The following is a 25935-nucleotide window of genomic DNA, read 5'->3' as shown; positions in this document are numbered from 1 at the left end:
GGAGGGCTTGACTCTGCAACGGCGTAATCGTGTAATCGCTGCATGAGCGATGACGCTGACGTGACGGCCTGGTTCTCCGGCCGCCTGCCCGACGACTGGTTCGAGACCGCCCCCACGGTCTCCCTCGACCGCGAGGAGATCGTGGTCACCGGTGTGCTGCCCCGCCCCGACACCCCCGAGGGCGGGGCGGCCGCCGAGCGCCGCGCGGAGGCCGGCCGGATCACCCGGTTCCGCGAGGACACCCGGGGTGCCCGCATGAAGATCGCCGACGAGGCCGAGGTGCTGTTCGGGCGCAAGGTCGCCTGGGGCGCGGACTGCGGCGAGACGCAGGAACTCTTCACCACCCTCGCCACCCCGGTCATGACCAGGCTGCGTCAACCCCAGCGCCAGGTCCTCGACACCCTCGTCGACGCCGGGGTCGCCCGCACCCGCTCGGAGGCGCTGGCCTGGTGCGTCCGGCTCGTGGGGCAGCACCAGCAGGACTGGATCGAGCAGCTGCGCGACGCGCTCGTGAACGTCGAACGCGCCCGCGCGGCCGGCCCGGCGTGAGCGTCGTCGAGTACCTCCGCTACGTGGTCGACGCGGAGCGCGCCGCCGAGTTCGAGACCGCCTACGCCCGGGCCGGCGCCGTCCTCACCCGGGCCCCGGAGTGCCTGGACTGGGAACTCGCCCGCCGCACCGACGCCGGCACCGGCGCGGGCGAGGACCCCGACCCGGCGGGCACGGTCCGCTACGTCCTGCGGATCCGGTGGACCTCCGCGAGCGAGCACCTGCAGGGTTTCCGGCAGGGACCGCTGTTCCGGGAGTTCTTCGCGGCGATCCGTCCCTACCTGCCGGACGTCGCGGAGATGCGCCACTACGAGGTGGCGCTCGGCGGCTGACCCGTCGGGTGGTCAGTCGGTGCGTCGTCCGGAGTCCGGGGCCGCCCGGCGGCGCTGAACCGGTGCCCGGCCAGGGCGCCGAAGGCGAGCAGCAGGTCGGCCAGCGTCAGCAGCACGCGGGACCCCAGCACGACGACCGTCGCGGCCCCCGACCCCGTGACCAGCGCGACGACCGCACCGAGGACGAGTTCCCGCGCCCCGGCACCCGCCGGGGCCAGGACGACCAGGAAACCCACGATCCAGGCCAGCGCGTAGCCACCGATCGCGAGCGCCAGCGCCGACCCCGTCGGCCAGGCCACCCCGACGGCCTGGGACAGCACGAACACCTGCAACCCGACGGCGACCCAGGACGCCATCGCCCACGCGGCGGCGGACAGCAGTCCGCGCCAGGTGACGGGGTGCTCGAGGGGGTCCTGGCGGGCGATCCGCAGCAGGAACGTCAGGAGCGGGTTGATGACCCGGGGCACGAGCAGGACCAGGAGCAGCGGGGTGAGCCAGCGCAACCAGCCGGTCCACTCCCAGCCGCGGATGTCCCTGCCCTGCAAAGCGATCGGAAGCACCCCGGCGACGAGCAGCGACGCCGTGGTCATGGACACCAGCAGGGCCACCGCGAGGGCGGACCCGGTGCGGCGCCGCGGGACCCCGTGGTCGCGGGCGAGCTCGGCCTGGGCGACGAACTGGAACACGGTCCCGGGGATGTAGCGGCCGAGCTGGCCGACGAAGAACACCCGGGCCGCGGCGCGCCAGGGCAGGCGGGAGCCGAGGTCACCGAGGACGGCGCGCCACGACGCCCCGGACAGCGCGACGTTCGCGAGGGAGAGGACACCGGCCAGCACGACGGAGCCCGCGTCGAGGCGCGACCACGCGTCGGCGATCGCGGACCGGTCGCGCCAGACGTAGCCGACCGCGAGGACCAGCGCGAGGGCGAGGAAACCCACCCGCAGGACGGGCGAGCGCAGCACCCCGAGCAGGCGGTTCAGCACCTCAGTGCCGGACGAAGGTCAGCAGCACGAACGTGTAGTCCAGGCCGGTCCGCGTCCAGTGCACCGGTCGCGCCGGGTGGGCCAGGACGTCGTCGGTGAGCTCCCCGACGAGTTCCAGCCCGAGCTGCTTCGCCGTCGTGACCAGGGCGCGGAGGTCGGCGGGGCCGAAGATCTTCACCTGCGCGCCGTAGGCCTCGATGCCGGTGGTGTCCGGCGGGTCCTGGTCGTAGTCGGTGGAGAGCGCCAGCACACCCCCGGGCCGCAGGATGCGCGCGGTCTCGGCGAGGAAGGGGGTGATGGGCACCCCGTGCTCGATGACCGACATGCAGGTCACGGCGTCCAGCGAGGCGTCGGCCAGGCCGGTGTCGGTGACGTCGCCGCGGCGGAACTCGACGCCGTCGCGGTGCACGGTCGCGCCGAACTCGAGGTTGATGCCGGCCAGCGCGCCACGCTCGGCCCCGAGGCCGTAGAGGCGCAGCCAGGGCAGGACGGGTGAGTAGCGGGCGGAACCGGCGTCGAGGACGCGGGCGGTGCGGGACCCGTCGTCGGCCAGGGTGAGGACGGCGGCCACCGCCCCGAGGGCGTCCCAGTTCTTGGGGGCGTCGGGGTGGGCGGGCAGACGCAGCCGCTTCGTCTGCGCGACGGCGTCGGCGACCTCGTCGGCGTCGTGCAGGACACCGGTGCGCGGCACCCCGCTCGGCACCGGGCGGGCCGCGGGCGCGGCCCCGAGTCGACGGGCGGCGAGGCGCTCGCCGACGCGACGCTGGACCCCGACCCGGGTCCAGAGGGCGTGCTCCGCACCGCGCTTGGCGACGGCCAGCAGCCGACCGCCCGGCGGGGCGGCGGCCGTCCCGCCCTGCGCGGCCTGCTCGAGGGCGCCGAGGTAGCGGTCCCAGGGTTCGTCGAGGTCCGGGGCTTCGACCCCGTCGCGCAGGCGCTCCAGGCCGCCGCCCGCGAGGCTCAGCACCCCGGCGACGAGGGCGTCGACGCTGCCGGGTTCGACGAGGATCCCGTCGACGCCGTCGCGGACCTGCGCGGGGAAGGACCCGACGCGGGTCGCGAGCACGGGCAGGCCGTGGGCGAAGGCGAGGACGGCGTTCTGCGAGGCCGTCGCCGAGCGGTAGGGCAGGACGACGGCGTCGTGGGCGGCCATCAGGTCCGGGAGCTCCCCCGCGGGGACGTAGCCCTCGCGCAGTTCCACGTGACCGCGCAGCCCGGGCGCGGCCGCCAGTTCACGGACGCGGCGACCGGCGTCACCCCAGAGTTCCCCGGCGATGGTGAGGCGGGCGTCGACCCCGCGCTGGTGGACCTCGCGCAACGCCTCGAGCAGCAGGTCGACGCCCTTGTAGTCGCGGACGACCCCGAGGCTCAGCAGACGGACGCCCCCGTCGCGCGGGACCCGCGAGCCGGCGGGCGCGTCGATCCTGGGGCCACCGGGCAGGTGCGGGGGCAGGTCGGCGACGACGACCCGGCGGGCGCCGTGGGCGTGGGCGAGGGCGGCCTGCTCCTCGGAGTGCACGACGACCCCGTCGACGGCGGCGAAGAGGCGTCCGACGAGCAGGGCGTCCCCCGGGCGGGCTTCGTGCGGCAGGACGTTGTGCGCGACGACGACGGTCCGTGCCTGCGAACGGGCGGTGCGCATCCCCGCGAGGACACCGAGCAGCGCCGGGACCTGCAGCGGGACGACGTGGGTCAGGACGACGACGTCGGCGTCGGCGATGCGCCGGCCGGTGCGGACCCAGGACGCCGGCGAGTTCCAGGCCAGCGGCCGGATCGTCGGGTGGAACTCGGGGACCTCGGGCAGGCCGCCCGGCACGCGCAGCTCACCCGGGTAGAGCGCCGCCGGGTACTGCCGCGCCCAGGAGACGAGCTTGACCTCGGACCCGGGGTCGGCGGCGAGGTGGCGCGCGAGCTCGGTGGTGTGGACGGCCGTGCCGCCCTTGGCGGGGTGGGCGGGCCCCACGACGACGACCTTGCGGGACTCGGTGGCGCTCACGCGCTGTCCCTCGAACGCACGACGAGGTCGGCGAGCAGCGCGACCGCCCCGATGAGCAACCCGGACACCAGCAGCAGCACGGTGTTCGCGGGGAAGTAGAAGAGGTGCCGGAACATGTCGGTGACCCCCTTGACGAACCCGAGGCCGAAGAGGAACAGCGCCAGCGGCATGAGCACCCGCAGGGGCTCGAAGTACATGATCATCCGCAGCACCTGGAGGATGTAGCGGTAGGCGTCCTTGGTGAAGTGGAACTTCGAGGTCCCGGCGCGCTTGGCGTAGGTCGTCGGCACGAACTTGATGTCGTGCTGGTTGCACAGGAACGACAGCGTGATCGTCGTGACGCAGGAGAACCCGGCCGGCAGCAGTCGCAGGTAGGGCAGCGACACCTCGCGGCGGAACGCGCGCAGACCCGAGTTCAGGTCCGGGATCCGTTCGCGGGCGAGCACCTCGGCGACCTTGCGGATGACGAACTTGGCGGGCACGCGCAACGCCTTGTGCGACCCCTCCTCCGTCGTGCGCGCCCCGACGACCTGGTCGTAGGAGTCGTCCTCGAGCAGGATCCGCACGAGTTCGGGGATGCGCTCGTTCTCGTAGGACATGTCCGCGTCGGTCCAGACGACGATCTCGCCCCGGGCCATCTGCGTCCCGATCCGGCGCACGGTGCCGGACCCGCCGTTGCGGCGGAAGGCGACGACGCGCAGGTTCGGGTAGTCGGCCTCGACCGAGCGCAGGACCTTCAGGGTGTCGTCGGTGGAGCAGTCGTCGACCGCCAGCAGCTCGTACGGCATGCCGTCGTCGTCCATCACCTTCGTGATCCGCTGGATCTCCAGCAGGACGTGCGCCTCCTCGTTGTAGCAGGGCAGCACGATGGTGGCGGTGGGCGCGGGGGCGGTCACCGCGGCGGGAGGGGTGTCGTCGACAGGCATGGCGGGCAGAGCTTACCTACGGGTGGACCCGATGCCGGGGATCCACGGGCCGCGCGGCACGATGGCGCCATGACCGGGCGCAGGACGCAGCACGGACCCGCGACCGACCGGGCGACATCGTTCGGTGCGGTCGCCGAGGCCTACGAACGGTCCCGGCCGAGCTACCCGGACGAAGCCCTCGACTGGCTGTTGCCACCCGGTGCACGCAGGGTGCTCGACCTGGGGGCCGGGACGGGCAAGCTGACCCGCTCGCTGGTCGCCCGCGGCCTCGAGGTCGTCGCGGTCGAGCCGACCCCGGGGATGCGTGGGCAGTTCGCCCGGGTGCTGCCCGACGTCGAGCTGCTCGACGGCACCGGTGAGGCGATCCCGCTGCCCGACGCCAGCGTCGACGCCGTCCTGATGGCCCAGGCCTGGCACTGGGTCGACCCCGACACCGCCTCCCCCGAGGTCGCCCGGGTGCTGCGCCCGGGCGGGCGGCTCGGGCTGCTCTGGAACGTCCGCGACGCCGGCGTCGAGTGGATCGCGCAGCTGGACCGGCTGCTGCCCGGCCCGGGCGAGGAGCAGCTCGGCAGCCTCGCGCCCCGCGTCGCCGTTCCCTTCGGCCCGGTCGAGCGCTACGACGTGCGCTGGTCGGACCCGGTGACCGTGGAGTCGCTGCTGGACCTCACCCGGTCCCGCAGCTGGGTCATCGCCCTCGACGAGACGCACCGCGAGCGCGTGCTGGAGGACGTGCGCGCCCAGGCGCAGGCCCACCTCGAGGAGACCGGCACCCTCGCTCTGGAGTACGTCACCCGCTGCTCCCGCGCCCGCCGCCCCTGAGGACCCGGCGCCGGGTCACCAGGTCACGGGTCAGGGGGCGTCGCCCGTGACCAGCCGGACGTCGATGCTCTGGGCGCCGTCGGGACGTTCCTCCAGCACCCGTTCGTCCTCGATGGTGCGGCGGTGGGTCACGAGGCGCGGCGAGGTCACCCCGAGCTTCTGCAGGACCTCGACGGGATCGGTGTCGCCCCCGGCCGCGACGAGGACGGGGTTCCCGCCGGCGGCCCGGACGCGTTGCGCCGCACGGTCGACGGCCGCGCGCAGCGTCGTCCAGTACTCCGCCGTCCCGGCCCGCCCGGACGCGGTGGGCACGACGAGCGAGGCGCTGGGCACGTCGCAGGTCCCGCGCAGGACCTGCGGCCACTCGTTGCGCGAGCGCGGGTCCACGGCGAGCGCCACGTCGTTCGGCCCGAAGGAGGCGCAGGCCCGCGCGACGGCCTGCGGTTCACCCGCCTCGGTGCGCTGGCCGGCGACCGGCGCGGTCGCGAGCGCCGCGGGGACGACGAGCAGGACCACGGCGATCGCGACCCGCAGCCCGGTGAGGCGCTGGTGGGCGTAGCGCTCGACCACCCAGCGGGCCGCGAGCACGGCGAGCACCACGACCGCCGGCAGCACGACGACGACGAAGCGCCGGTCGGCCCACGGGTGGTCGGGGGTGATCCCCGGGCGGTAGAGGGTGAGCAGCGTCGACCCCATGGCCACGACGTAGGGCGCGGTCCACGACGGCAGCGGGCTGACGCCCTGGATCCCGCGCACCAGCCGGGGCAGCGCCACGACGGCCGCCGCACCGGCGAGCACGACGGCGGGCCAGCCGAGGTACCAGGCGATCCAGTCGACCGAGTGCTCGGCGTAGGTGCGCCCGCCGTCGACCGTGAGTCCCTGCGCGAGTTGGAGGGCCGCGACGAGCTTGCTGCCGGAGTCCTCCGGGTCCTGGCGCACGACGAGCCAGAACGGGCGGCTGGCCAGCACCAGCAGGACGAGCGCGAGGAGCCCGGCGAGGGCGTCCGGGAGTCGGGGGCTGGTCAGCCAGCGCTGCTGCGCGAGCCGGCCGGTGCGGGCGAGGTGGGCGAGCACCGCGCAGGCGAGCGCGAGCAGGACCAGACCCGCGACGAGCGGCAGCAGCGACCCCGCGATGGTGGCGAGGTAGGGCCGCGACGTCAGCAGCGCGGCGGCCACGGCGAGCACCGAGGTCAGCGTCGTCCCCGCGAGCAGCGCCCGCGCCCCGGGGTGGCGCACCACGAGCAGGACCGCGACCACCGGGGCGAGCACCGCGATCTCGCGCAGGAAGTCGATGCGGACGAAACCGCACGCCCCGAACAGCAACCCGGCCCCGCCGCCGAGGCGGGCCGCCGTGCGTCCGGTCGCGGGGACCAGCGCGACGAGCAGCGACGCGGCGCCGACCAGGACGAGCAGCGCGGGCGGTTCGGAGTAGGTGGAGCGGTTCGCGTGCAGGACGGGCTGCGCCAGCGCGAAGGTTCCCGCGGCCAGGGGGGCCCAGCGGGCCCCGGCGAGACGGGCGGTGAACCCGGCGACGGCCAGGACGCCGAAGGCCCCGAGGACGGCGGGGACGACGAGCAGACCCGTCCAGCCGGCCGCCCACTCCCCCAGCGAGTACAGCGCCGGCGCCCCCAGCAGGAACTGCGGGACGACGTGGTCGCCGACCTCGTAGAAGGCCGGGGAGGCGAGCGAGAAGTTCGGGTCGGCGAGCGCGGCCGCACCCCCGAGCGCCGCCAGCGAGGGGTCGACGGGCAGGCCGTGGTGGGTGGCGAGCTGGTGTGCGTAGAGCGCCACGGACCCCGCGTCGCGGCGCAGCACGACGTGCGAGGCGTGCGTCAGCGCGGCCCAGACGCCGGCGCCGAGGGCGATCGCCAGCGAACCGCCGGCCGACCACCACCCCGCGGCGACGACGGGGACCCCCCACGCGAGCCGGCCCGCGAGGACGGCGACGACGACGCTGACGGGCACGGCGACGGGCGGGGTCCACAGGTCCAGCAGCACCAGCGGGACGGCGAACGCGGTGACGGCCGCGACGGCGGCGGCGAGGACGACCGGTACCCGGGTCAGCACGATCCCCGCGGTGGTGTCGGCGGTCGTCGGCGCAGGGGTGCTCACGCCGCGAGAACCTACCGTCGCGGTGGCCCCCGTCCCGGCACGCCTAAGGTGACCGCGTGCCCCCTGGTTCCTCCCGGTCGATCCCCGCGCTGCTGCGCCGGCTCATGGACGACGACCCGACGGCCCCGCGCCTGACGTTCTACGGCGAGCACTACGTGCAGACCGGTGAACGCGTCGAACTCTCCGCGCGGGTCCTCTCGACGTGGGTCGCCAAGACGGCGAACCTGCTCGAGGAGGAGTTCGAGGTCGGCCCCGGTTCCGTCGTGGCGATCGACCTGCCGACGCACTGGCGCACCCTGGTCTTCCAGCTGGCCACGTGGTCCACGGGGGCCGTCGTCCGCCTCGGCGCCGGCCGGCCCGCCGACGTGCTCGTCTCCGCCGACGCGGACACCCTGGTCCAGGCGGTGGCGCGCAACGCCTCCGTCGAGCGCATCGCCGTCTCGCTGGCCCCGTTGGCGACGAACTTCGGCGCCCCCGTCCCGGACGGCGTCCTGGACTACTCCCGGGTGATCACCGGCTACGGCGACACCTACTCCCCCCTGCTGGAACCCGGCCCGGAGGACCCGGCCCTGGAGACCGCCGACGGTGGCACCCTGACCCACCCCGGCCTGCTGGCCCGCGCCGCGGAGGCCGGTGACGGCTGGCCGCTCGGGGTGCGCCTGCTCACCGACGTCGGCCCCGCCGACGTCGTCGCCGGGCCGCTGGCCGCGTGGGCCCGCACCGGCTCGCTCGTGGTGACCCCCGACCTGGGGACCCTGCCCGAGACCGTGACCGCGGCGGAACTGAGCACCGTCACCCTCGCCCGGTCGTAGCGTCCCGCCGGGCCGGTAGGGTGTCGATCAGGGGTGATCACCGGTGACCGTGTTCGTGGTGCTCGCCGTCGTGGGCTTCGGACTGTGCGTGCTCTCGTTCGTGTTCGACGGTCTCTTCGAAGCCCTCGACCTGGACATCGCGGGCGGGTTCCTGTCCCTCACGTCCCTCACCGGCGGCGTCGCCCTGTTCGGGCTCGGCGCGACCCTGGCCACCACGTCGTTCGGCTGGAACACGCTGCAGGCGACGGGTTTCGGCGCGGCCGCCGGGATCGTCACCATGGTCGGGGTGGGGGTTCTCGTGCGCACGCTGCGCCGCGAGGAGCCCGAGACCCACCGCAGCATCGTCGGGACCCAGGGGTACGTGACGACCCCCGCGAACACCCCCGGTTCCTACGGCGAGGTGAACCTCAAGCTGCACGGCACGACGGTGAAGCGCACCGCGGTCAGCGACGTCGCCCTCGTCCGCGGCACGGCCGTCGAGGTCGTCGCCGAGGTCTCCGCGACCGCCGTCCGGGTGAAACCCCTCGAGTGAACCCACCACCCACCCAGCCACGAGAGGACCTCCCGTGACGTTCCTGACCCCATCCGTGATCCTGGTCGCAGCCGCCGTCGTCGTCGTGCTGCTGCTCGCGGTCGCCATCGTCCGCCGCTACCGCATCGCCGGGCCGAGCGAGGCGTTCGTCGTCGTCGGCCAGAAGGGCAAACCCGTCACCAACCCCGAGACGGGGAAGGTCTCGACGGACCTCTCCGGCCAGAAGGTCGTCATGGGCGGCGGCATCTTCGTGCTGCCGTTCGTGCAGCAGGCCTACTCGCTCTCGCTGGCCTCGCGCCGCATCTCGGTGCAGATCCGCGGCGCGGTCTCCGCCAAGGGCATCCGGCTGAACCTCGACGGCGTCGCCATCATCAAGGTCGGTGGCACCGAGGACTCCGTCCGCGCTGCGGCGCAACGCTTCCTGCACCAGCAGGACGAGATCGAGTCCTTCACCCAGGAGGTGCTGGCCGGTTCGCTGCGCTCCATCGTCGGCACCCTGACCGTCGACGAGATCATCCGTGACCGCGCCGCCTTCGCCTCCCGCGTCGCGGAGGAGGCCGAGACCTCGCTCACCAACCAGGGCCTCGTGCTGGACACGTTCCAGATCCAGGACGTCACCGACGACGTGAACTACCTGCGCGACCTCGGCCGGCCCGAGGCGGCCATCGCGACGCAGAACGCGGCGATCGCCGAGGCGAACTCCCAGCAGGAGTCCCAGCAGGCCGAAGCCCGGGCGCAGGAGAAGATCTCCGGTTCCCAGCGCGACCTCTCGCTGCGCCAGGCGGAGTTCAAGGCCGAGACCGACACCGCCCAGGCCCGGGCCGCCGCGGCCGGGGTCCTGGCCAAGGCCGCCCGCGACCAGGAGGTCCTGCTCGAGCAGGAACGCGTCGCCGAACGCCAGGCCGCGCTGACCGAACGCCAGCTCGACACCGAGGTCCGCAAACCCGCCGACGCACGTCGCTACGACGCCGAGCAGCAGGCGCAGGCCCGCAGGAACTCCGAGATCTTCGAGGCCGAGGCGAAGAAGGCCTCCGACATCGCCAACGCCGAGGCCGACGCGCGCCGCGTGGAACTCTCCGCCACGGCGGAGAGCAACCGGATCAAACTCGCCGCCGAGGCCGACGCCCAGCGGGTCCGCCTCGCGGGGCAGGCCGAACTCGACCGGCGCACCGCGCTGGCCACGGCGACGAAGCTCGAGGGTGAGGCCGAGGCCGCCGCCATCCGCGCCCGCGGTGAGGCGGAGGCCGAGACCATGCAGCTGCGCGCCGAGGCCTTCGAACGCTACGGCGAAGCCGCTGTCGCGCAGATGGTCGTCGACGTCCTGCCGCGCGTCGCGCACGAGCTCGCCGCGCCGATGGCGGCCATCAAGGACCTCACGGTCATCTCCACCGACGGCGCCTCGCAGCTCTCCCGCCAGGTCGGCACGAACCTCACCGAGACCCTCGAGATCGTGAAGCGCACGACTGGTCTGGACGTGCAGGCCCTGCTGAGCAACCTCACCCCCGCCCAGCAGGCCACGGCCACGACCGTCGCCCCCGAGTGACCCGCCCGCCGCCGGTCAGGGGAGGTCCGCACCTCCCGGACCGGCGGCGGCGACCCGGCCGGAACCGGAGATCGTCAACGGGTGCTCGGCGGCGGTCACGAACACCGCCCGGCCCCGCGTGAGTTCCACCGACCCCGCCGAGGAACTCAGCACGACCGTCCCCTCCAGGCACAGCACCTCGCGCGGGACCGGGCGCTCCCACCGGGTCTGCGAACGCACCGTCAGCACCGTCAGGGCGAAGTCGTCGACGTCGTCGGGCGCGAACACCACCTCGTCCGGCGACAGCACCCGCGGGGCCAGCAGCGGCGGCGGGAGCTCCCGGAAGTCCAGGACGGCGAGGAGTTCGGGCACGTCGACGTGCTTGGGGGTCAGGCCACCGCGCAGGACGTTGTCGGAACTCGCCATGAGTTCCACCCCGGTCCCCTCCAGGTAGGCGTGGACGTTGCCGGCCGGGAGGTACAGCGCCTCGCCGGCGACCAGGCGCACCTGGTTGAGCAGCACCGACACCAGGACCCCGGCGTCGCCCGGGTAGTGCCCGGCCAGTTCCACCACGCAGCGGGCGGAGGGGTCCTCGGAGTCAGTGCAGGCCCCGGCCACGGCCTCGACGAGCGGCCCCACGACCGCGGCGTCCGCGGTCAGCAGCAACCGCGTCGCCTCCCGCAGCGCGTCCGCACCCCGCAACGCCGCGAGCAGCGCCTCGAACAGGTCCTGCGCGTCACCGGGCAGCGCGGGCAGTTCCAGCCCGGCCAGCAGCTCGCGGGCGGCCGCGGGCGAGCGGAACCCCGCCATCGCCGCGAAGGGTTCCAGCGCGTACAGCAGTTCGGGTTTGTGCTCGGTGTCCTTGTAGAGGCGGTGCGGGGCGTCGCGCGGGACCCCCGCCGCCTCCTCCTCCGCGTAGCGGCGGGCCGCCGTCGCGCGGTCGGGGTGCGCCTGCAACGACAACGGCGCCCCCGCGGCGAGGACCTTCAGCAGGTACCCCAGCGTCGCCCCGTCACCCGCGGAATCGCCGAGGAACTCCTCGGGGGACGCCGCGATCCGCTCGTCGAGGGCCACCCCCTCCGCGTCGGAGGGTGCGGAGGGGTGCGCGCCGATCCACACCTCCGCCTGCGGTGAGCCGTCCGGCTCCACCCCCAGGAACCGGGGGATCGCCGTCGTCGAACCCCACGCGTAGGGCTGAACGGTGTTGGTCAGTCTCAGCACACCACCGAGGCTACGGGGTGACAGCGCTGCCGGGGCCCGCGCGCACCTGGCTACAGTCGCTGGCATGAGCGTTCTCGTGACGGGCGGTGCCGGCTACATCGGATCCCACGTGGTGCGGCTGTTGCAACAGCGCGGTGAGCAGGTCGTCGTGGTCGACGACCTCTCCAACGGCCGGGCGGCCCGCGTCGGCGACGCGACCGTCGTCGAGGTCGACCTCGCCACCGACGCCGCCGCCCCGGCGCTCGCGGACGCGTTCGCCACGCACGGCGTCGACGCCGTCGTCCACTTCGCCGCCCGCAAGCAGGTCGGGGAGTCCGTGGCCCGGCCCGCGCACTACTGGTCGCAGAACGTCGGCGGCATGGCGAACCTGCTGCAGGCCATGGAGACCGCGGGGGTGGGAAAACTCGTCTTCTCCTCCTCCGCGGCCACCTACGGCGCCCCGCAGAGCGCCGTCGTGCGCGAGGACGGACCGGCCGAGCCGATCAACCCCTACGGCCAGACGAAACTCGTCGGCGAGTGGATGTCGCGCGCCGCCGGGGTCGCCTGGGGGCTGCGCGCGGCGAACCTGCGCTACTTCAACGTCGCCGGCGCCGGCTGGGACGACCTCGGCGACTCCGCCGTCATGAACCTCATCCCGATCGTCTTCACCGCCCTCGACGCGGGCGAGGTGCCGACGGTGTTCGGCGGCGACTACCCGACACCGGACGGTTCCTGCATCCGCGACTACGTCCACGTCCTCGACCTGGCCCGGGCGCACCTCGCCGCGCTGGACCACCTCGGCACCGAGGAACGCCCGTTCGACACCTTCAACGTGGGCTCCGGGGCGGGGTCCTCGGTGTTCGAGGTCCTCGAGGTCATCCGCCGGGTCACCGGCGTCGACGTCGCGCCCGACGTCCGCGAGCGCCGCGCGGGAGACCCGCCGCAGCTGGTGGCCGACGTCTCCCGCATCACCTCCACCCTCGGCTGGTCCACGACGAAGGACCTCGACGACATCGTCGGCAGCGCGTGGGCGGCGTGGAAGACCAACCGCTGACCGAACCGCTGATCAGTGCGGCAGCAGCACGCTGATCAGCAGCAGCACGGGCGCGACCAGGATCGTCGTCACCAGCACGGTGTCGCGGGCCAGGTCGCGCCCGACGCCGTAGCGCACGGCGTAGGTGAACACGTTCTGCGCGGTGGGCAGGGCCGCGACCACGGTGGCCGCGAAGACCGCGGCGTCGTCGAGGCCGAGCGACCGGGCCGCGAGGTAGGTGACCGCGGGCTGCAGGAACGCCTTCAGCGCGCTCGCGATCAGCACCTGCGGAGTGCGCCAGCCCGCGAGGCTGCGCCCGTGCAGCGAGATCCCGAACGCCACCAGCGCCCCGGGGATCGCGAACCCGGCCAGCAGGTCCAGCGGCTGGGCCAGTGCCGTCGGCAGCGTCCAGCCGGTGACCGAGAGCAGGATCCCGACCGCGCTGGCGATGAGGACCGGGTTGGCCAGCGGGGTCAGCAGCTTCTTCGCCAGGGCCGCGCGGGAGCCGTCGCCCTGGTGCCGGCTCACGTCGAGGATCCCCAGCGCGACCGGTGACAGCACGACCATCTGCAGCAGCATCGCGGGCAGCACCGCCGTCAGGTCCTGCAGGACGTAGGCCGCGACGGGCAGCCCGATGTTGGCCGCGTTGACGAAGGAGCTGGCGAGGCTGCCGATGACGAGGTCCTCGCGCGACAGCTTCAGCCGGTAGCGGGCGAGCAGCACCCAGACGACGACGCTGACGACCACCCCGCTGGAGGTGACCAGCAGCTGGCCCGAGAACAGGACGTGCACGTCGGCGTCGGCGAGGGTCTGCACGAGCAGGGCCGGAGAACCCACGAAGAACACCAACCGGGACACCACCCCCTGTCCCGCGGGGCCGAGGACGCCCGTGCGCCCCAGGACGTAGCCGACGGCGACGAGCGTGGCGACCACGACGAACCCGGTGAGGACTCCGCTCACGCGACGTCGAGCGGTCGGTGGTGCGACGGGATCACCCGGGTGAGGGTATCCGCGGGGCCGAGGTCACCGTCGCGCAACGATCGGGAGCCGTCCCGTCGCCTCGACAGGGAGCACCCAGGTGGCGTTGCTAAGGTCGAGCCCTGTGATCGACGCCCTCGGGAACCCCCGCTCCGTCCTCCTCCTCGGGGGCACCTCCGACATCGGCCTCGCCATCGTCGAGCGCCTCAGCCCGGAACGACCGCTGCGGGTGACGCTGGCCGCCCGACCGGGTGCGCGCCGCGAGGCCGCCGTGGACCGGCTGCACCGGCGTGGGCACGAGGTCCGCACGGTCGACTTCGAGGCGACCGACCTCGACGGGCACGCCGAGGTCGTCGACGAGAGCTTCGACGGGTCCTTCGGCGACGTCGACGTGACCGTGCTCGCCTTCGGGGTCCTGGGCGACAACGAGGTGTCCTGGCAGGACGCCCCGGCGGCCGTGCAGGTCGCGACGGTCAACTACACGGCCCCGGTGAACCTGGGGGTGCACCTGGCCGCCAAGCTGCAGCTGCAGGGTCACGGCGTCCTGGTCGCGCTCTCCAGCGTCGCCGGTGAGCGGGCCCGCCGCTCGAACTTCGTCTACGGCTCCTCCAAGGCCGGCTTCGACGCCTTCTTCACCGGCCTGCGCGAGGCCCTGCGCCCGAGCGGCGTGCGCGTCGTCGTCGTGCGCCCCGGCTTCGTCACCACGAAGATGACCGAGGGGCTCAAGGCGGCCCCGTTGTCCGTGTCGGCCGAGCAGGTGGCGGAGGTGACCGTGGACGCGGTGCGCAGCGGCAAGGAGACCGTGTGGGCCCCCGAGCCGATGCGCTGGGTCATGTCGGCGTTGCGCCACGTGCCCGCGCCGGTCTTCCGCAAGCTGCCCTTCTGAGCGAGGTCGATCTGTCGAGCACGCACGCCCGCCCCGGCACCGGCGCGATCCCCGCGGCACGCGGTCGCGCCGCCGTGCCCGGCCTGCGCGAGACCGTCCCCCGCGGCCGGGTCGACGTCCTGATCGGCCTGCTCGCGGCCATCGCGGGAGCCGTCGTCTTCTCCTGGCGGCTGGGGACGCCGAGCCCGTGGCGCGACGAGGCCGTGACGATCGCCGTCGCCTCCCGCACCCCGGAGCAGATCTGGAGGCTCGTCCAGCACGTCGACCTCGTGCACGCGCCCTTCTACTTCCTGGCCCACGCGTTGTTCGGCTCCGGCGTCGACGTCGTCCAGGCCCGGTGGATCTCCGTCGTGGCGGCCTCGCTGACCGTGGCGGCGCTCTACGGGGTGGCGCGTCGCGCGGCGGCCGGGGCGGTCGGGCCGGTCACGGCCCGGATCACGGGGGTCGCCGCGGCCGCCCTGTTCGTCTCGATGCCCTTCGTCAGCCGCTACGCGCAGGAGGCGCGGCCCTACGCGCTCGCCACCCTCGTCGCGACGCTGGGCACGTACTTGCTGCTGCGGGCGTGCGCGGCCCGGCGTGCGGGCTGGTGGGTCGCGTACACGCTGACGATCCCGCTCCTCGTCGCGTTCAACACCGTCGCCGCGCTGGTGCTCGTCGCGCACGCGGGATGGGCCCTGACCGGGCCGCGCCGGGTCCGCTGGCGGGCCGCCGTGGCCGCCGGGACGGGGGTGGTCCTCGCGGTCCCGCTGCTGCTGGCCCAGAGCCGGCAGTCCGGTCAGGTCGCGTTCCTGCAGAGGCCGACGACGGCGGAGCTCGGCGCGCACGTCGACTTCGCCCTCGGCTCCTCCACCGTCGCGCTGGTCGTGGCGGGCCTCACCACGCTGGTGGGGTTGCGCTGGGCGCGGGCCCGGCGGCTGCAGCTGCTCGGGTTCCTCTGGGGCGTCCTGCCGTGGCCGCTGCTGTGGGCGCTCTCGCAGGTCCACCCGTTGTGGACGACGCGCTACCTCGTCTTCGTCGCGCCGGGGACCTGCCTGTTCCTGGCCGTCGTGGTGACGGCCGCGGTCCGCGTCCGCCGCACCGCGGTCGTGGCCGGCGCCCTCGTCGCGGCCATGGCGCTGACGGGGCTGCACATGCAGTTCGTCTTCCGCTCCCCCACCATCGGGCACGCCGAGGACCTGCGGGGCACCGCCGAGTACGTCCGGGCCCACGCCCAGCCCGGTGACGGCCTGCTGTTCGTGCCCGACGGGGAGTACCGCTACCGCGTGCTGACCCAGCTCTACCCCGAGGCCTTCGCGGGCCTGGACGACATCGCCCTGGCCGAGCCCGCCGCCGAGTCCGCGACCCTTGTCGGCACGACCGTCGAGGCACCGCACCTGTGGTCGGCGATGGCCGGCGTTGGGCGGATCTGGGTCATCGGCGGGGTCGGACCGGTGGTCACCAAGACCGCGGAGGACCGCGAGACGGTCCGTCTGCTGAACCGCGGCTACCGGCTGGTGTCGACGGAGGACAAGCGGGCGTTCAGCGTGAAGCTGTACGTCCTGGAGGACACCGGCGCGGCGTCGCGCTGACGCGAACCCGAGGTGTCGACCCGATGACGATCCTCGCTCGTCACACCGGTCACTCCTGACCCTCCATGTACAACCCCTCCACCGATCACCTACGTTCCGTCACGAACCCTCGACGGACGGAGCACCCTCCCCCATGCCCTCGCCCCTGCCCGTGTCGCGCCGCACCACGCTGCTCGGGGTCGGTGGCGCCCTCGCGGTGCTCGCCGTCCCCGCGGTCCCCACCCCCGCCCGGGCCGCCTCCCCCGCCGGAGGTGTCACGTCGCTGGCCCTCTCCGACGTCGCGGGTCCGGCCCGCGCGCTCCTCACCTCGGGCGGGCTGCGCACCGTGCGCGTCCCCCTCGACGGCATCCACGGCGCCAGCATGCTCGGCGTCAGCTTCCCCGCCGGGACCCGCGCCACCTCGGTGTCGCTGCGGGTGACGCGCGCCGGCGTGGTCGGCCCGTGGATCGACCTGGCCCTCGGCGACAGCGCCCCCGACCCGGGGTCGGCGGAGCCGGAGGTCGTGGCCTGCGACCCGGTGTGGACGGGTGAGCTCGGTCCGGGTGCGGTCGTGGAGGTCCGCCTGCCGGCCGAGGACGCGGGGCACGCCCGCCTGGAGGTCGTCGCCCCCGGACCCGCCGCCACGTCACGGACCGCCGTGACGCTCGCGTCCTCCACCGGACCGGGCGTCCGCTCCCGCGCCGAGTGGGGTGCCGACGAGTCGCTGCGCCGCGGCGAGGTCGAGTACAGCGCGACGATCAGGGCCGCCGTGGTGCACCACACCGCCGACGGGGGCGACTACTCGGCGTCGCAGGTGCCGAGCGTCATCCGCGGGATGTACCGCTACCACACGCAGACGTTGGGCTGGAACGACCTCGGCTACAACGTCGTCGTCGACCGCTTCGGCGGGATCTGGGAGGGTCGCGCCGGCGGCACCGCCCGACCCGTCGTCGGCGCGCACGCCGGCGGGTTCAACGCCGACACCTTCGGCGTGTCGATGATGGGCGACTTCACCTCGAAGGCCCCCAGCGACGCGTGCCTGCAGTCGGTCGCCGCGATCATCGCCTGGAAGTTCGCGCTGCACGACCTGGACGCCGACGCCCCCGCCCGGCTCACCTCCGCCGGCGGCGGGACCGCGCGCTACCCCGCGGGCGAGACGGTGTCGCTGCGCACGATCAACGGCCACCGCGACGTCGGGTACACGGCGTGCCCCGGCGACGTCGGCTACACCCGGATGGACGACGTGCGCGGCCGGGTCGCGGCGCTGCTGGCGGGCGGCTCGAAGGCCGCGGGTTCGCCGATCGCCCGCAAGTACGGCGACGTCGGCGGCCGGAGCCTGCTCGGCGCCCCCACGAGTGACGAGGGCGACGCCCTGCGCGGCGGCCGGTTCCGGCACTACGAGGAGGGGTCGATCCTCTTCCGGCCGGGCCTCGGCGCGTTCGTCGTGCGCGGGACCCACCGGGCGAAGTTCGCCTCGATCGGCTGGGAGTGGTCCCCGCTGGGTTTCCCGACGATGGACACCACCGACTTCGCCGGCGGCAGCGGCAGCGTGACGCACTTCGAGAACGGCTCGATCTACCGGCGGGCCGGCGCCGGACCGCACGTGGTGCTGGGCGCGATCCGGCAGACCTGGGCGGCGATGGGCTGGGAGACGTCCCCCCTGGGCTTCCCCACCAGCGACGAGTACGGCGTCCCCGGCGGACGGGCCTCGGACTTCGAGGGAGGACGGCTGCGGTGGAACGCCTCGACCGGGAGGGTGCGGGTCGGGTGAGGCGGGCCCCCGGGATCGTGGCGTCGGGCGCCTGACCGAGGTCGTCGAGACCCGGGAGCTCACTCGTTCGCCGGATCGAGGCAGCTGTCCCGAGCACCGATGGATCGATGACGCGACGATCTGCGGAGAGGTGCGACTCGAACTCGGGGGCGGTGTGGCGGACGGTGGGCGAGGCACGGGGTTGCGCCTGACCGCCGCCGCGGCGGTCGGCGCCGCCCTGGCCGGGCTGGCCTGGTGGGCGCTGCCCGACGAGGCGGTGTACTCGCCGTGGTGGACGCAGGTGGTCGGCTGGCCGGCCATCCTGCTCGTGCGCACCGATCCGGTGCAACGCCGGCTCGGCGGAGGCCGCCTGGACAACCGCCTCTGGCTCCGCCTCACGATCGCCGGTGCCCTCTTCGCCGCGACCATCGCCACGACCGGGGTCTCCTTCCTCTTCCCCGTCCTGGCCGCCCTGGTGGCCGGCGTGCACCTGCAGTGGAGCGGGGCACGGGCCTGGCGACCCTGCGCGGTGATGACGCTGGTGCTGAGCGTGGCGCTGCAGGTGTCGGTGCAGGTCGGCTGGTCGCCCTCGTACCTGCCCCGGTCCCTGGACCTGGTGGCTGCGGTGATCACCCTGGTGGTGTCCCTGGCCCTGATCGGCAACACCGCCCTGATCACCGCCCAGCGCGAGGCTCAGGGCGCTGCCCTGGACGTCGAGCGGCGCAGCCGCCACGACGCGCTGCTGCACGCCGCGACCCACGACGCACTGACCGGACGGCTGAACCGCACCGGGCTGCAGGAGCACTTCACCCGGCACCTGGGCGACGCGGCCGTTCCCGAGGTGGACGCCGTGAGCACCGTCGCGGTCATCTACGTCGACCTGGACCACTTCAAACCCGTCAACGACCGGTACGGGCACGCCGCCGGAGACCTGCTGCTGCGTCTGGCCGCGGACCGCATGGCCGGGCTCCTGCGTCCCGGCGACGGACTGGCCCGTCTGGGCGGTGACGAGTTCGTCGTGGTGCTGGCCACCGGGGACGCTGCGGTCGTGGCGGAGGTGGCCGCTCGCACGGGCGCCGCGCTGCGGGCTCCGTACGACCTCGACGGGACCGTGGTCCGCGTCTCGGCCAGCATCGGCACCGCCGTCAGCACCGAGCCGGCCACCCTCGACGAGCTGCTGCGCCGAGCGGACGCGGCGATGTACGCGGCCAAGGCCCGTCACCACCGTGACCGCACCGACGGTGGTGCAGCCGCCCAGACCGCTCAGGTCACCTGAACCCCTCCCCCCGGGGAGGCGGGGTTCAGGACTCGTCCTCGCAGTCGAGTCCGTTCGCGATGAGGTAGCGGTAGTTCTCGACCTTGCGGCGCAGGACCTCCTCGTCGCGACGCAGTTCGGCCATCCGGTGCGCGACGAGTTCCTGCTGCCGGAGCAGCACCTCCAGCCGCACGGCGCTGTTCCCGGGCGTCCCCGGCCCGAGCTGCACGAACGTCCGCACCTGCGCGACGGGCATCCCGGTGCGGCGCAACGCCTGGACGAGCTGCACGAAGCGGACGGCGCCGGGGCCGTAGACCCGGCGACCGTCGGCGCGGCGCCCGACCTGCGGGAGCAGCCCCTCCTTCTCGTACCAGCGCAGCGCGTCGACGCTGAGTCCGGTGGACTCGGAGACCTCACGGATCCCGAGCCCGGCGGCGTCCGGGGTGGTCACGGCCACGACGCTACGCCTGAGCCAGGGACGCGGTGTCCAGGACGAACCGCCAGCGGACGTCCCCGCGTCCCAGCCGTTCGAAGGCCGTCGTGATCTCCGCCGGGGTCACGACCTCGACGTCCGCGCTGATCCCGTGCGCGGCGGCGAAGTCCAGCATCTCCCGGGTCCGGGGGCGCCCGCCGCTGCCCGAGGCGGTCAGCCGCTTGAACCCCTGCATGAGGGCCATCGGATCGGCCTCGTAGCGGTCGGGGATGCCGAGGACGCACAACGTGCCGTCCGCACGCAGGCTGCGCAGGTACGGCGAGAGGTCGTGCTTGGCCGACGCGGTGTCCAGCACGACGTCGAACCGGCCGGCCACGGCGGCCATCGCGTCGGCGTCGCGGGAGACCACGACGTCCTCGACCCCGAGCGAACGGGCGTCCTCCACCTTCGCCTGCGAGGTCGTGAACACCGAGACCTCCGCCCCCATCGCCCGGGCGAACTTCACCGCGAGGTGACCCAGCCCACCGAGCCCGACGACCCCCACCCGGTCCCCCGCCCCCACCCCGAAGCGGCGCAACGGTTCGAAGACCGTCACCCCGGCGCACATCAGCGGGGCCGCGCCGGCGGGGTCCATCCCGGCGGGCAGGGCGTAGGCGAACCCCTCGCGCACGACGTACTCCCCCGCGTACGCGCCCGACGTGGTGGAGCCGTCGACGCGGTCCCTCCCGCCGTAGGTCAGGGTCGGGAACTCGGCGCAGAACTGCTCGTCACCGGCGCGACAGGAGGCGCACGTCCCGCAGGAGTCGACGATGTTGCCGACCGCGACCGTGTCACCGACGGCGAAGCGGGTGACCTGCGTCCCCACCTCGCTCACCACGCCCACGAACTCGTGCCCCGGGACGAGCGGGCCGCTGCCCGCGTCCTGCACCGCGTGCAGGTCGGTGTGGCAGACGCCGCACCACGTGACCCGCACCGCGAGGTCGTCCGGGCGCAGGTCCCGCCGTTCGATGGTCGAGGGCTGCAAGGTTCCGCCCGGCGCGAGCAGCGCCAGGCCTGTCGTCGTCCGCATGCCGGGGACGCTAGGCGCTGGAGGGCACTCCAGCGCAAGGCCCGGTCCGCAGCCCGCCCACCCGGTCGGCTCAAGCTTCGGAGATCCCCTGCCGAACAGGTCGCGTGCCTTCCTCCGCCGCCACCGTCACCCGAGGCCGCCGACGCCCCGCGGCGTCGCCGTTCGCGCACGAGAGCGCCGCCGACCGGCTGCACCTGCTGCGCCGCGCCAGCTGGGGCCCCACCCCGGCGTCCCTGGCCGAGGTCGCGAGGCTCGGCACCGCGGCCTGGCTGGACCGCCAGCTCGCTCCCGGCGCGGTCGACGACGCCGCGATGGACTCCTTCGCCGGCCGGATGAGCTTCTACTGGCGCAGCGCCCAGCAGCTCTACGCCGGCGGGTACGCGGCGACGGAGTGGAACGCGATGCTCGAGACGGGCCGCCTCACGCTGGCCCGCCAGATCTGGAGCAACCGGCAGCTGTTCGAGGTCGTCGTCGACGTCTTCAACAACGTCCTGCACGTCACCTGCCCGAGTTCCGACGCCTGGTACAGCCGGCAGGACTACGACCGCAACGTGATCCGCCGGTTCGCGTTCGGGAGCTTCCCCGACATGCTGGTCGCCTCGGCCCGCCACCAGGCGATGCTGAACTACCTGGACAACGCGAGCTCGACCGCGGCGAAGCCGAACGAGAACTACGGTCGGGAACTGCTGGAACTGCACACCGTCGGCGTCGACGCCGGGTACACCGAGGCCGACGTCAAGAACTCCGCCCGGTTGCTGACCGGCCTGACGATCGCCGCGGACGGTTCCGCGGTCTACGACGCCGGTCGCCACGACGGCGGCGGCCGCACCGTCTTCGGCTTCGTCGTCCCCCCGCACGCCCCGGCGGACGGGAACGGCTGGATCGACGCCTACCTGCGCTGGCTGGCGGTCCACCCGGCCACCGCGCGCCGCCTCAGCACGAGGATCGCCACCCGGTTCGTCTCCGACAACCCCCCGGCGGCGCTGATCGACCGGATGGCCCAGACCTGGACCAGCACCGGTGGTCAGGTCGTCGCGGTGCTGCGCACGCTGTTCGACTCCGCCGAGTTCTGGTCCGCGGCGGGCCAGAAGGTCCGCACCCCGCAGGAGGACTACGTCGCGACCCTGCGGACGCTGGGCACCGGCATGGAGTCCAGCGGCACCGGCGGCATCACCAAGCTGTTCTGGCACGTGCTGGACCAGGGGCACGCGCCGATGGCCTGGGGCGCCCCCAACGGGTACCCCGACGTGGCCGCGGCCTGGATCTCCCCCAGCGGCACGCTCTCGCGCTGGAACCGGCACATGGACTTCGCCGCCGGCTGGTACCCGCCCGAGCTGCCCTTCGCCAAGGCGCCGGACCTGCTGGGCGACTTCCCCGGCACCTGGGGCGCGCTGGTCGACGCGCTGGGCGTCCGCCTCACGGGGAGCCCGTTGACCGCGGACGAGAAGGCGGCGCTGCTGATGTACGCGAACCGCCAGCCCGGAGCGCCGGTCTCGAGGAACGACCGGTGGGTCCAGGACAACCTGCGCTACGTCGTCGCGCTCACGCTCGACGGCCCGACGTTCACGATCCGCTGAGGAAGGACCCTGACGTGTCGAAGTTCGAGGACGCCGACCGCTGCGGCTGCGACGAGGGTTCGAAGCTCGTCTCCCGCCGGACCGTGCTGCGCGCGGCGCTGGCCGCGGCGGCCGCGGGTGCGACCACCTACACCGTGGGCGACGTCTCCACCCAGGTCTCCTTCGCCGGGTCCGGCTGGAACGGCGAGACCCTGGTCGTGCTGAGCCTGCACGGGGGTTTCGACGGGTTGTCGGCCGTCGTGCCCGGCGGCGACGCGGGGTACTACGCGGCCCGCCCGAACATCGCCGTCCCGCGGTCCACGCTGCTCGGCCTGGACCAGACGTTCGGCCTGCACCCGGCGATGGCCCCGCTGATGCCGCTGTGGCGCAACGGGACCTTCGGGGTCGTGCACGCCGTCGGCCAGTCCGACCCGACGCGTTCGCACTTCGCCGCGATGGAGCAGATGGAACTCGCCGCCCCGGGTTCCTCGGTCCGCACCGGCTGGATCGACCGCACCCTCGGCTCGCTGGGCACGGGTTCGGTGCTGAACGTGGTCGGCATCTCCAACACCACCCCGCGCTCGTTCGCCGGGCCCGGCCAGGAGACGACGATGACGTCCCTCGCGGGTTTCAACCTCATCGGCCCGGGCGACGACCGGCCGACCTGGCACGCGGCGCTGCGTCGCATGCACACGGGCGCCCGCCCCGAGGTCGCGGCCCCCGCGGGCACCCTCATCACCGCGATGGAGGGGGTCGCCGCACTCAAGAGCACCGCGAGCGGTCCGGCGAACGGGGCGAGCTACCCCGACACCGACCTCGGCAAGGCGCTCGCCCAGGCCGCCGTGCTCAAGAAGTCCGGCGCCCCGGTCCAGGTGATCGCCCTGGACTACGGCGACTGGGACATGCACGCCGGCCTCGGCCGGGTCGACGGCGGGTGGATGAAGGAGAAGCTCACGGAGCTGTCCTCGTCGTTGGCGGCCTTCGCGACCGACCTCGGCGGCTCCTTCGCCTCCACCACCCTCGTGACGTTGTCGGAGTTCGGCCGTCGGGTCGGGGAGAACGCCTCGGGCGGTCTGGACCACGGTCACGGCAACGCCGTCCTGCTGCTCGGCGGCGGCGTCGTCGGCGGCAGGGTCCACGGCGTCTGGCCGGGCCTGGGGGCCGACCGGCTCGTCGACGGGGACCTCGCCGGGACGAGCGACTACCGCTCGATCATCGGCGAGGTGCTGCAGAAGCGGTGCGGGGCGGGTTCGCTCGCGACGATCTTCCCGGGGTTCTCGGGCACCCCTCTGGGGGTCGTCCGTTCGACGTAGCCATCACTCTGCGTGACGTGCCCCTGAGTCTGAGAAGGGGCTGGACGAGCCCTCCGAGCCCCCTGCGGGCCGGGGGGCTTCGTCGTTCCCGAACAACTCGAACCCTTGGTGAAGACCACATCTCGGCCCTCAGAACTGGGGCTGGACGGACGATTGTGACGTAGAGTGAGTGAGTGACCACAGAGGTGTTACGCAGTTGTGCACTCACGCACCTTGTACACCACTGGCATCGTCACCTACTTTGCGTGACGGATGGCGCACAGGACAGCAGCGACACGCTCAAGGTCCGCCGTGGGTCAGCCGATGCCGGAGCCGAGCGTTCACCCGTGTGGGTGTGACCCACGGGGTGATCGTCGCCCCACGCCAGAAGGAGGAACGAGCCCAGATGCGGTCCGTCACCACCCCCCTGTCCCGTCGCGCCCTCCTCGCCGGAGGGGCGGCCGGCGCCGCCCTGCTGTGCGGGCAGACCTCCGCGAGCGCCCTGGCCCCCGCGGCCCTCCAGGTCGGTGGCTCGACCCGCGCCTACCCGCTCGGTGGCCGGCGCAGCGCCGGTCTGCTCTCCACCGGTGGGCTGACCGTCGTCTCCGTCGACGTCGACGGCGGCCACATGCTCGGCGTGACCTTCCCCTCCGGCGCCTCCACGGACACCGTCTCGCTGCGGGTGCGCAAGGCCGGCGGCGACTGGACCGCCTGGAGCGACCTCCCCCTCAACGACTCCGAACCCGACCCGGACACCGCCGAGGGGCGACGCTCCGTGACGGCCTCGGACCCCACCTGGGTCGGCGCCCTCGGCGCCGGCGCGACCGTCCAGGTGCGCCTGCCCGCGACCGACGTCGCCGACGCCCACCTGCAGCTCGTCGACGCCGGTGAGAGCTCCGCGCTCTCCCGCAGCACCCTCGCCTCGGAGGTCAAGGCCAGCCCGAAGGCCGTCCCGCAACCGAGGATCCGCTCCCGGGCGGACTGGGGCGCCGACGAGTCCCTGCGCAAGGGCGGCGCGAGCTACAGCGACACCATCAAGGCCTGCGTGGTGCACCACACCGCCGACGGCGGGACCTACAGCCAGTCCGAGGTCCCCTCGGTGATCCGCGGAATGTACCGCTACCACACGGTCTCCCTGGGCTGGGCGGACCTCGGGTACAACTTCGTCGTCGACCGCTTCGGTGGCATCTGGGAGGGTCGCGCCGGCGGGATCACCCAACCGGTCGTGGGCGCCCACGCCGGTGGTTTCAACGCCGACACCTTCGGCGTCTCGATGATGGGCGACTTCACCTCCGTCGCGCCGAGCGCCGAGTGCCTCGACTCCGTGGCGCAGGTCATCGCCTGGAAGCTGTCGATGTACGGCCTGCCCGCCGACGGGGTCACCTACCTCACCTCCGCCGGCGGCGGCACCGCGCGCTACTCCCCCGGCACGACCGTGAAGCTCCGGACGATCAACGCCCACCGCGACGTGGGTTTCACGGCCTGCCCCGGCAACGTCGGCTTCACCCGGATGGACAGCATCCGCGCCCGCGTCGCCCAGCTCATGGGTGCCGCCACCAGCACCGCGATCGACTCGAAGTACGCCGCCGTCGGCGGGGCCGCCGTGCTCGGCGCACCGACCACCCCCGAGAACGACACCCCCGGTGGGAGCGGTTCCTACCGCTTCTACACCGGCGGCGCGATCTACTGGAACAGGACCACCGGTGCGCACACGGTGCGCGGCGCGATCCTGGCGGCCTGGGGGAACCTCGGCTGGGAGAACGGGCTCGGGTTCCCGACGACCGACGACTCCAAGGCCAAGGGCGGTTCCTACAACCACTTCCAGAACGGCTCGATCTACTGGTCCGCGGCCACCGGGGCGCACGACGTGCGCGGCGCGATCCGCAGCAAGTGGGCCGCGCTGGGCTGGGAGGGCGGCCCCGCCGGGTTCCCCGTGACGGGCGACTCGAAGGCCGCGGGCGGCTGGTTCACGCACTTCCAGGGCGGTTCCATCTACTACTCCGGGGCCACCGGAGCCCACTGGACCGCCGGGGACATCCGGGCCCGCTGGGCCGCCCTCGGCTGGGAACGCGGCATGGGTTTCCCCACGATCGACGACACCGCGACCCCGAACGGCAAGGGTTTCTACAACCACTTCCAGGGCGGCTCGATCTACTGGAGCCCCGCGACCGGCGCCCACGCCGTGCGCGGCGCGTTCCGCGAGACCTGGGCCGGTCTCGGCTGGGAGAACTCCTGGCTGGGTTTCCCGACCAAGGACGAGTACTCCGTCGACGGCGGGCTGCGGATGGACTTCGAGGGCGGAACCCTGACCTGGAACCGCTCCACCGGCAAGATCACCGCGAAGCAGAAGTGA

At 73.7% G+C, this 25935-nt stretch carries 22 protein-coding genes; 14 read left to right on the top strand and 8 right to left on the bottom strand.

The features are described 5' to 3' along the window. The first annotated feature begins 42 nt into the window (after positions 1–42). The gene (locus OG218_RS19670; RefSeq protein WP_328294918.1) at positions 43–549 is read left to right on the top strand and encodes a hypothetical protein; all 507 of its coding nucleotides are present in this window, start codon (positions 43–45) and stop codon (positions 547–549) included. After that, the gene (locus tag OG218_RS19665) at positions 546–881 is read left to right on the top strand and encodes a putative quinol monooxygenase (protein WP_328294917.1); all 336 of its coding nucleotides are present in this window, start codon (positions 546–548) and stop codon (positions 879–881) included. The genes OG218_RS19670 and OG218_RS19665 overlap by 4 nt, the downstream gene beginning before the upstream one ends. Here OG218_RS19665 and OG218_RS19660 read toward each other — a convergent pair. Genes OG218_RS19660 through OG218_RS19650 form a run of 3 tightly spaced genes read right to left on the bottom strand, consistent with a single transcriptional unit; the run spans position 857 to position 4786 of the window. Further along, on the bottom strand, positions 857–1864 hold the full coding sequence (locus OG218_RS19660) for a lysylphosphatidylglycerol synthase domain-containing protein (RefSeq protein WP_328294916.1): 1008 nt from the start codon (positions 1862–1864) through the stop codon (positions 857–859). The genes OG218_RS19665 and OG218_RS19660 overlap by 25 nt on opposite strands. A gap of 1 nt (position 1865) precedes the next feature. After that, on the bottom strand, positions 1866–3860 hold the full coding sequence (locus tag OG218_RS19655; protein ID WP_328294915.1) for a glycosyltransferase: 1995 nt from the start codon (positions 3858–3860) through the stop codon (positions 1866–1868). Further along, the gene (locus OG218_RS19650) at positions 3857–4786 is read right to left on the bottom strand and encodes a glycosyltransferase family 2 protein (RefSeq protein WP_328294914.1); all 930 of its coding nucleotides are present in this window, start codon (positions 4784–4786) and stop codon (positions 3857–3859) included. Before OG218_RS19650 ends, OG218_RS19655 begins: the two co-directional genes overlap by 4 nt. A 69-nt stretch (positions 4787–4855) precedes the next feature. Here OG218_RS19650 and OG218_RS19645 point away from each other — a divergent pair, with 69 nt between their 5' ends. Continuing rightward, complete coding sequence (locus OG218_RS19645; RefSeq protein ID WP_328294913.1) at positions 4856–5605, top strand: class I SAM-dependent methyltransferase; 750 nt, start codon at positions 4856–4858, stop codon at positions 5603–5605. A 30-nt stretch (positions 5606–5635) separates the two neighbouring features. Here the strand turns inward: OG218_RS19645 and OG218_RS19640 are convergent, their stop codons facing one another. Further along, on the bottom strand, positions 5636–7717 hold the full coding sequence (locus OG218_RS19640) for a hypothetical protein (protein ID WP_328294912.1): 2082 nt from the start codon (positions 7715–7717) through the stop codon (positions 5636–5638). 56 nt (positions 7718–7773) lie between these two features. On the opposite strand from OG218_RS19640, the gene OG218_RS19635 reads away from it, so the two are divergent. Genes OG218_RS19635 through OG218_RS19625 form a run of 3 tightly spaced genes read left to right on the top strand, consistent with a single transcriptional unit; the run spans position 7774 to position 10604 of the window. Beyond that, a complete protein-coding gene (locus OG218_RS19635) occupies positions 7774–8529 on the top strand; it encodes a TIGR03089 family protein (protein WP_328294911.1) in 756 nt (251 codons plus the stop codon). A gap of 43 nt (positions 8530–8572) precedes the next feature. Continuing rightward, entirely contained in the window at positions 8573–9061 is a 489-nt protein-coding gene (locus OG218_RS19630; RefSeq protein WP_328294910.1) for a hypothetical protein, read from the top strand. Positions 9062–9095: 34 nt separating this feature from the next. Then, positions 9096–10604 carry a flotillin family protein gene (locus OG218_RS19625; protein ID WP_328294909.1) on the top strand — a complete coding sequence of 503 codons (1509 nt, stop codon included), beginning with the start codon at positions 9096–9098 and terminating at the stop codon, positions 10602–10604. 15 nt (positions 10605–10619) lie between these two features. On the opposite strand, the gene manA is transcribed toward OG218_RS19625, so the two are convergent. After that, positions 10620–11804 carry a mannose-6-phosphate isomerase, class I gene (gene manA / locus OG218_RS19620; protein WP_328294908.1) on the bottom strand — a complete coding sequence of 395 codons (1185 nt, stop codon included), beginning with the start codon at positions 11802–11804 and terminating at the stop codon, positions 10620–10622. 64 nt (positions 11805–11868) lie between these two features. On the opposite strand from manA, the gene galE reads away from it, so the two are divergent. Next, entirely contained in the window at positions 11869–12837 is a 969-nt protein-coding gene (gene galE / locus OG218_RS19615; protein WP_328294907.1) for a UDP-glucose 4-epimerase GalE, read from the top strand. 12 nt (positions 12838–12849) lie between these two features. Here the strand turns inward: galE and OG218_RS19610 are convergent, their stop codons facing one another. Continuing rightward, positions 12850–13776, bottom strand: a complete 927-nt coding sequence (locus OG218_RS19610) for an AEC family transporter (RefSeq protein ID WP_328294906.1) — start codon at positions 13774–13776, stop codon at positions 12850–12852. A 142-nt stretch (positions 13777–13918) separates the two neighbouring features. Here OG218_RS19610 and OG218_RS19605 point away from each other — a divergent pair, with 142 nt between their 5' ends. The 4 genes from OG218_RS19605 to OG218_RS19590 all read left to right on the top strand — a co-directional run bounded on the left by OG218_RS19605 (position 13919) and on the right by OG218_RS19590 (position 19253). Continuing rightward, complete coding sequence (locus OG218_RS19605) at positions 13919–14680, top strand: decaprenylphospho-beta-D-erythro-pentofuranosid-2-ulose 2-reductase (RefSeq protein ID WP_328294905.1); 762 nt, start codon at positions 13919–13921, stop codon at positions 14678–14680. Between the two features lie 74 nt (positions 14681–14754). Continuing rightward, entirely contained in the window at positions 14755–16248 is a 1494-nt protein-coding gene (locus OG218_RS19600) for a glycosyltransferase family 39 protein (RefSeq protein WP_328294904.1), read from the top strand. Between the two features lie 133 nt (positions 16249–16381). Next, the gene (locus tag OG218_RS19595; protein ID WP_328294903.1) at positions 16382–17998 is read left to right on the top strand and encodes an N-acetylmuramoyl-L-alanine amidase; all 1617 of its coding nucleotides are present in this window, start codon (positions 16382–16384) and stop codon (positions 17996–17998) included. A 130-nt stretch (positions 17999–18128) separates the two neighbouring features. Beyond that, the gene (locus tag OG218_RS19590) at positions 18129–19253 is read left to right on the top strand and encodes a diguanylate cyclase domain-containing protein (protein WP_328294902.1); all 1125 of its coding nucleotides are present in this window, start codon (positions 18129–18131) and stop codon (positions 19251–19253) included. Between the two features lie 25 nt (positions 19254–19278). Here the strand turns inward: OG218_RS19590 and OG218_RS19585 are convergent, their stop codons facing one another. After that, positions 19279–19683, bottom strand: coding sequence for a MerR family transcriptional regulator (locus OG218_RS19585; RefSeq protein WP_328294901.1), 405 nt, complete (start codon positions 19681–19683; stop codon positions 19279–19281). Between the two features lie 10 nt (positions 19684–19693). Continuing rightward, entirely contained in the window at positions 19694–20734 is a 1041-nt protein-coding gene (locus OG218_RS19580) for an NAD(P)-dependent alcohol dehydrogenase (RefSeq protein WP_328294900.1), read from the bottom strand. A gap of 104 nt (positions 20735–20838) precedes the next feature. On the opposite strand from OG218_RS19580, the gene OG218_RS19575 reads away from it, so the two are divergent. The 3 genes from OG218_RS19575 to OG218_RS19565 all read left to right on the top strand — a co-directional run bounded on the left by OG218_RS19575 (position 20839) and on the right by OG218_RS19565 (position 25935). Beyond that, positions 20839–22311, top strand: a complete 1473-nt coding sequence (locus OG218_RS19575; protein WP_328294899.1) for a DUF1800 domain-containing protein — start codon at positions 20839–20841, stop codon at positions 22309–22311. 14 nt (positions 22312–22325) lie between these two features. After that, entirely contained in the window at positions 22326–23603 is a 1278-nt protein-coding gene (locus OG218_RS19570; RefSeq protein WP_328294898.1) for a DUF1501 domain-containing protein, read from the top strand. 385 nt (positions 23604–23988) lie between these two features. Continuing rightward, on the top strand, positions 23989–25935 hold the full coding sequence (locus OG218_RS19565; protein WP_328294897.1) for an N-acetylmuramoyl-L-alanine amidase: 1947 nt from the start codon (positions 23989–23991) through the stop codon (positions 25933–25935).

Source organism: Kineococcus sp. NBC_00420 (assembly GCF_036021035.1).
Lineage (GTDB): Bacteria > Actinomycetota > Actinomycetes > Actinomycetales > Kineococcaceae > Kineococcus.
The sequence above is the reverse complement of the archived record's forward strand: the minus strand, read 5'-3'. Positions and strand labels throughout refer to the sequence as shown.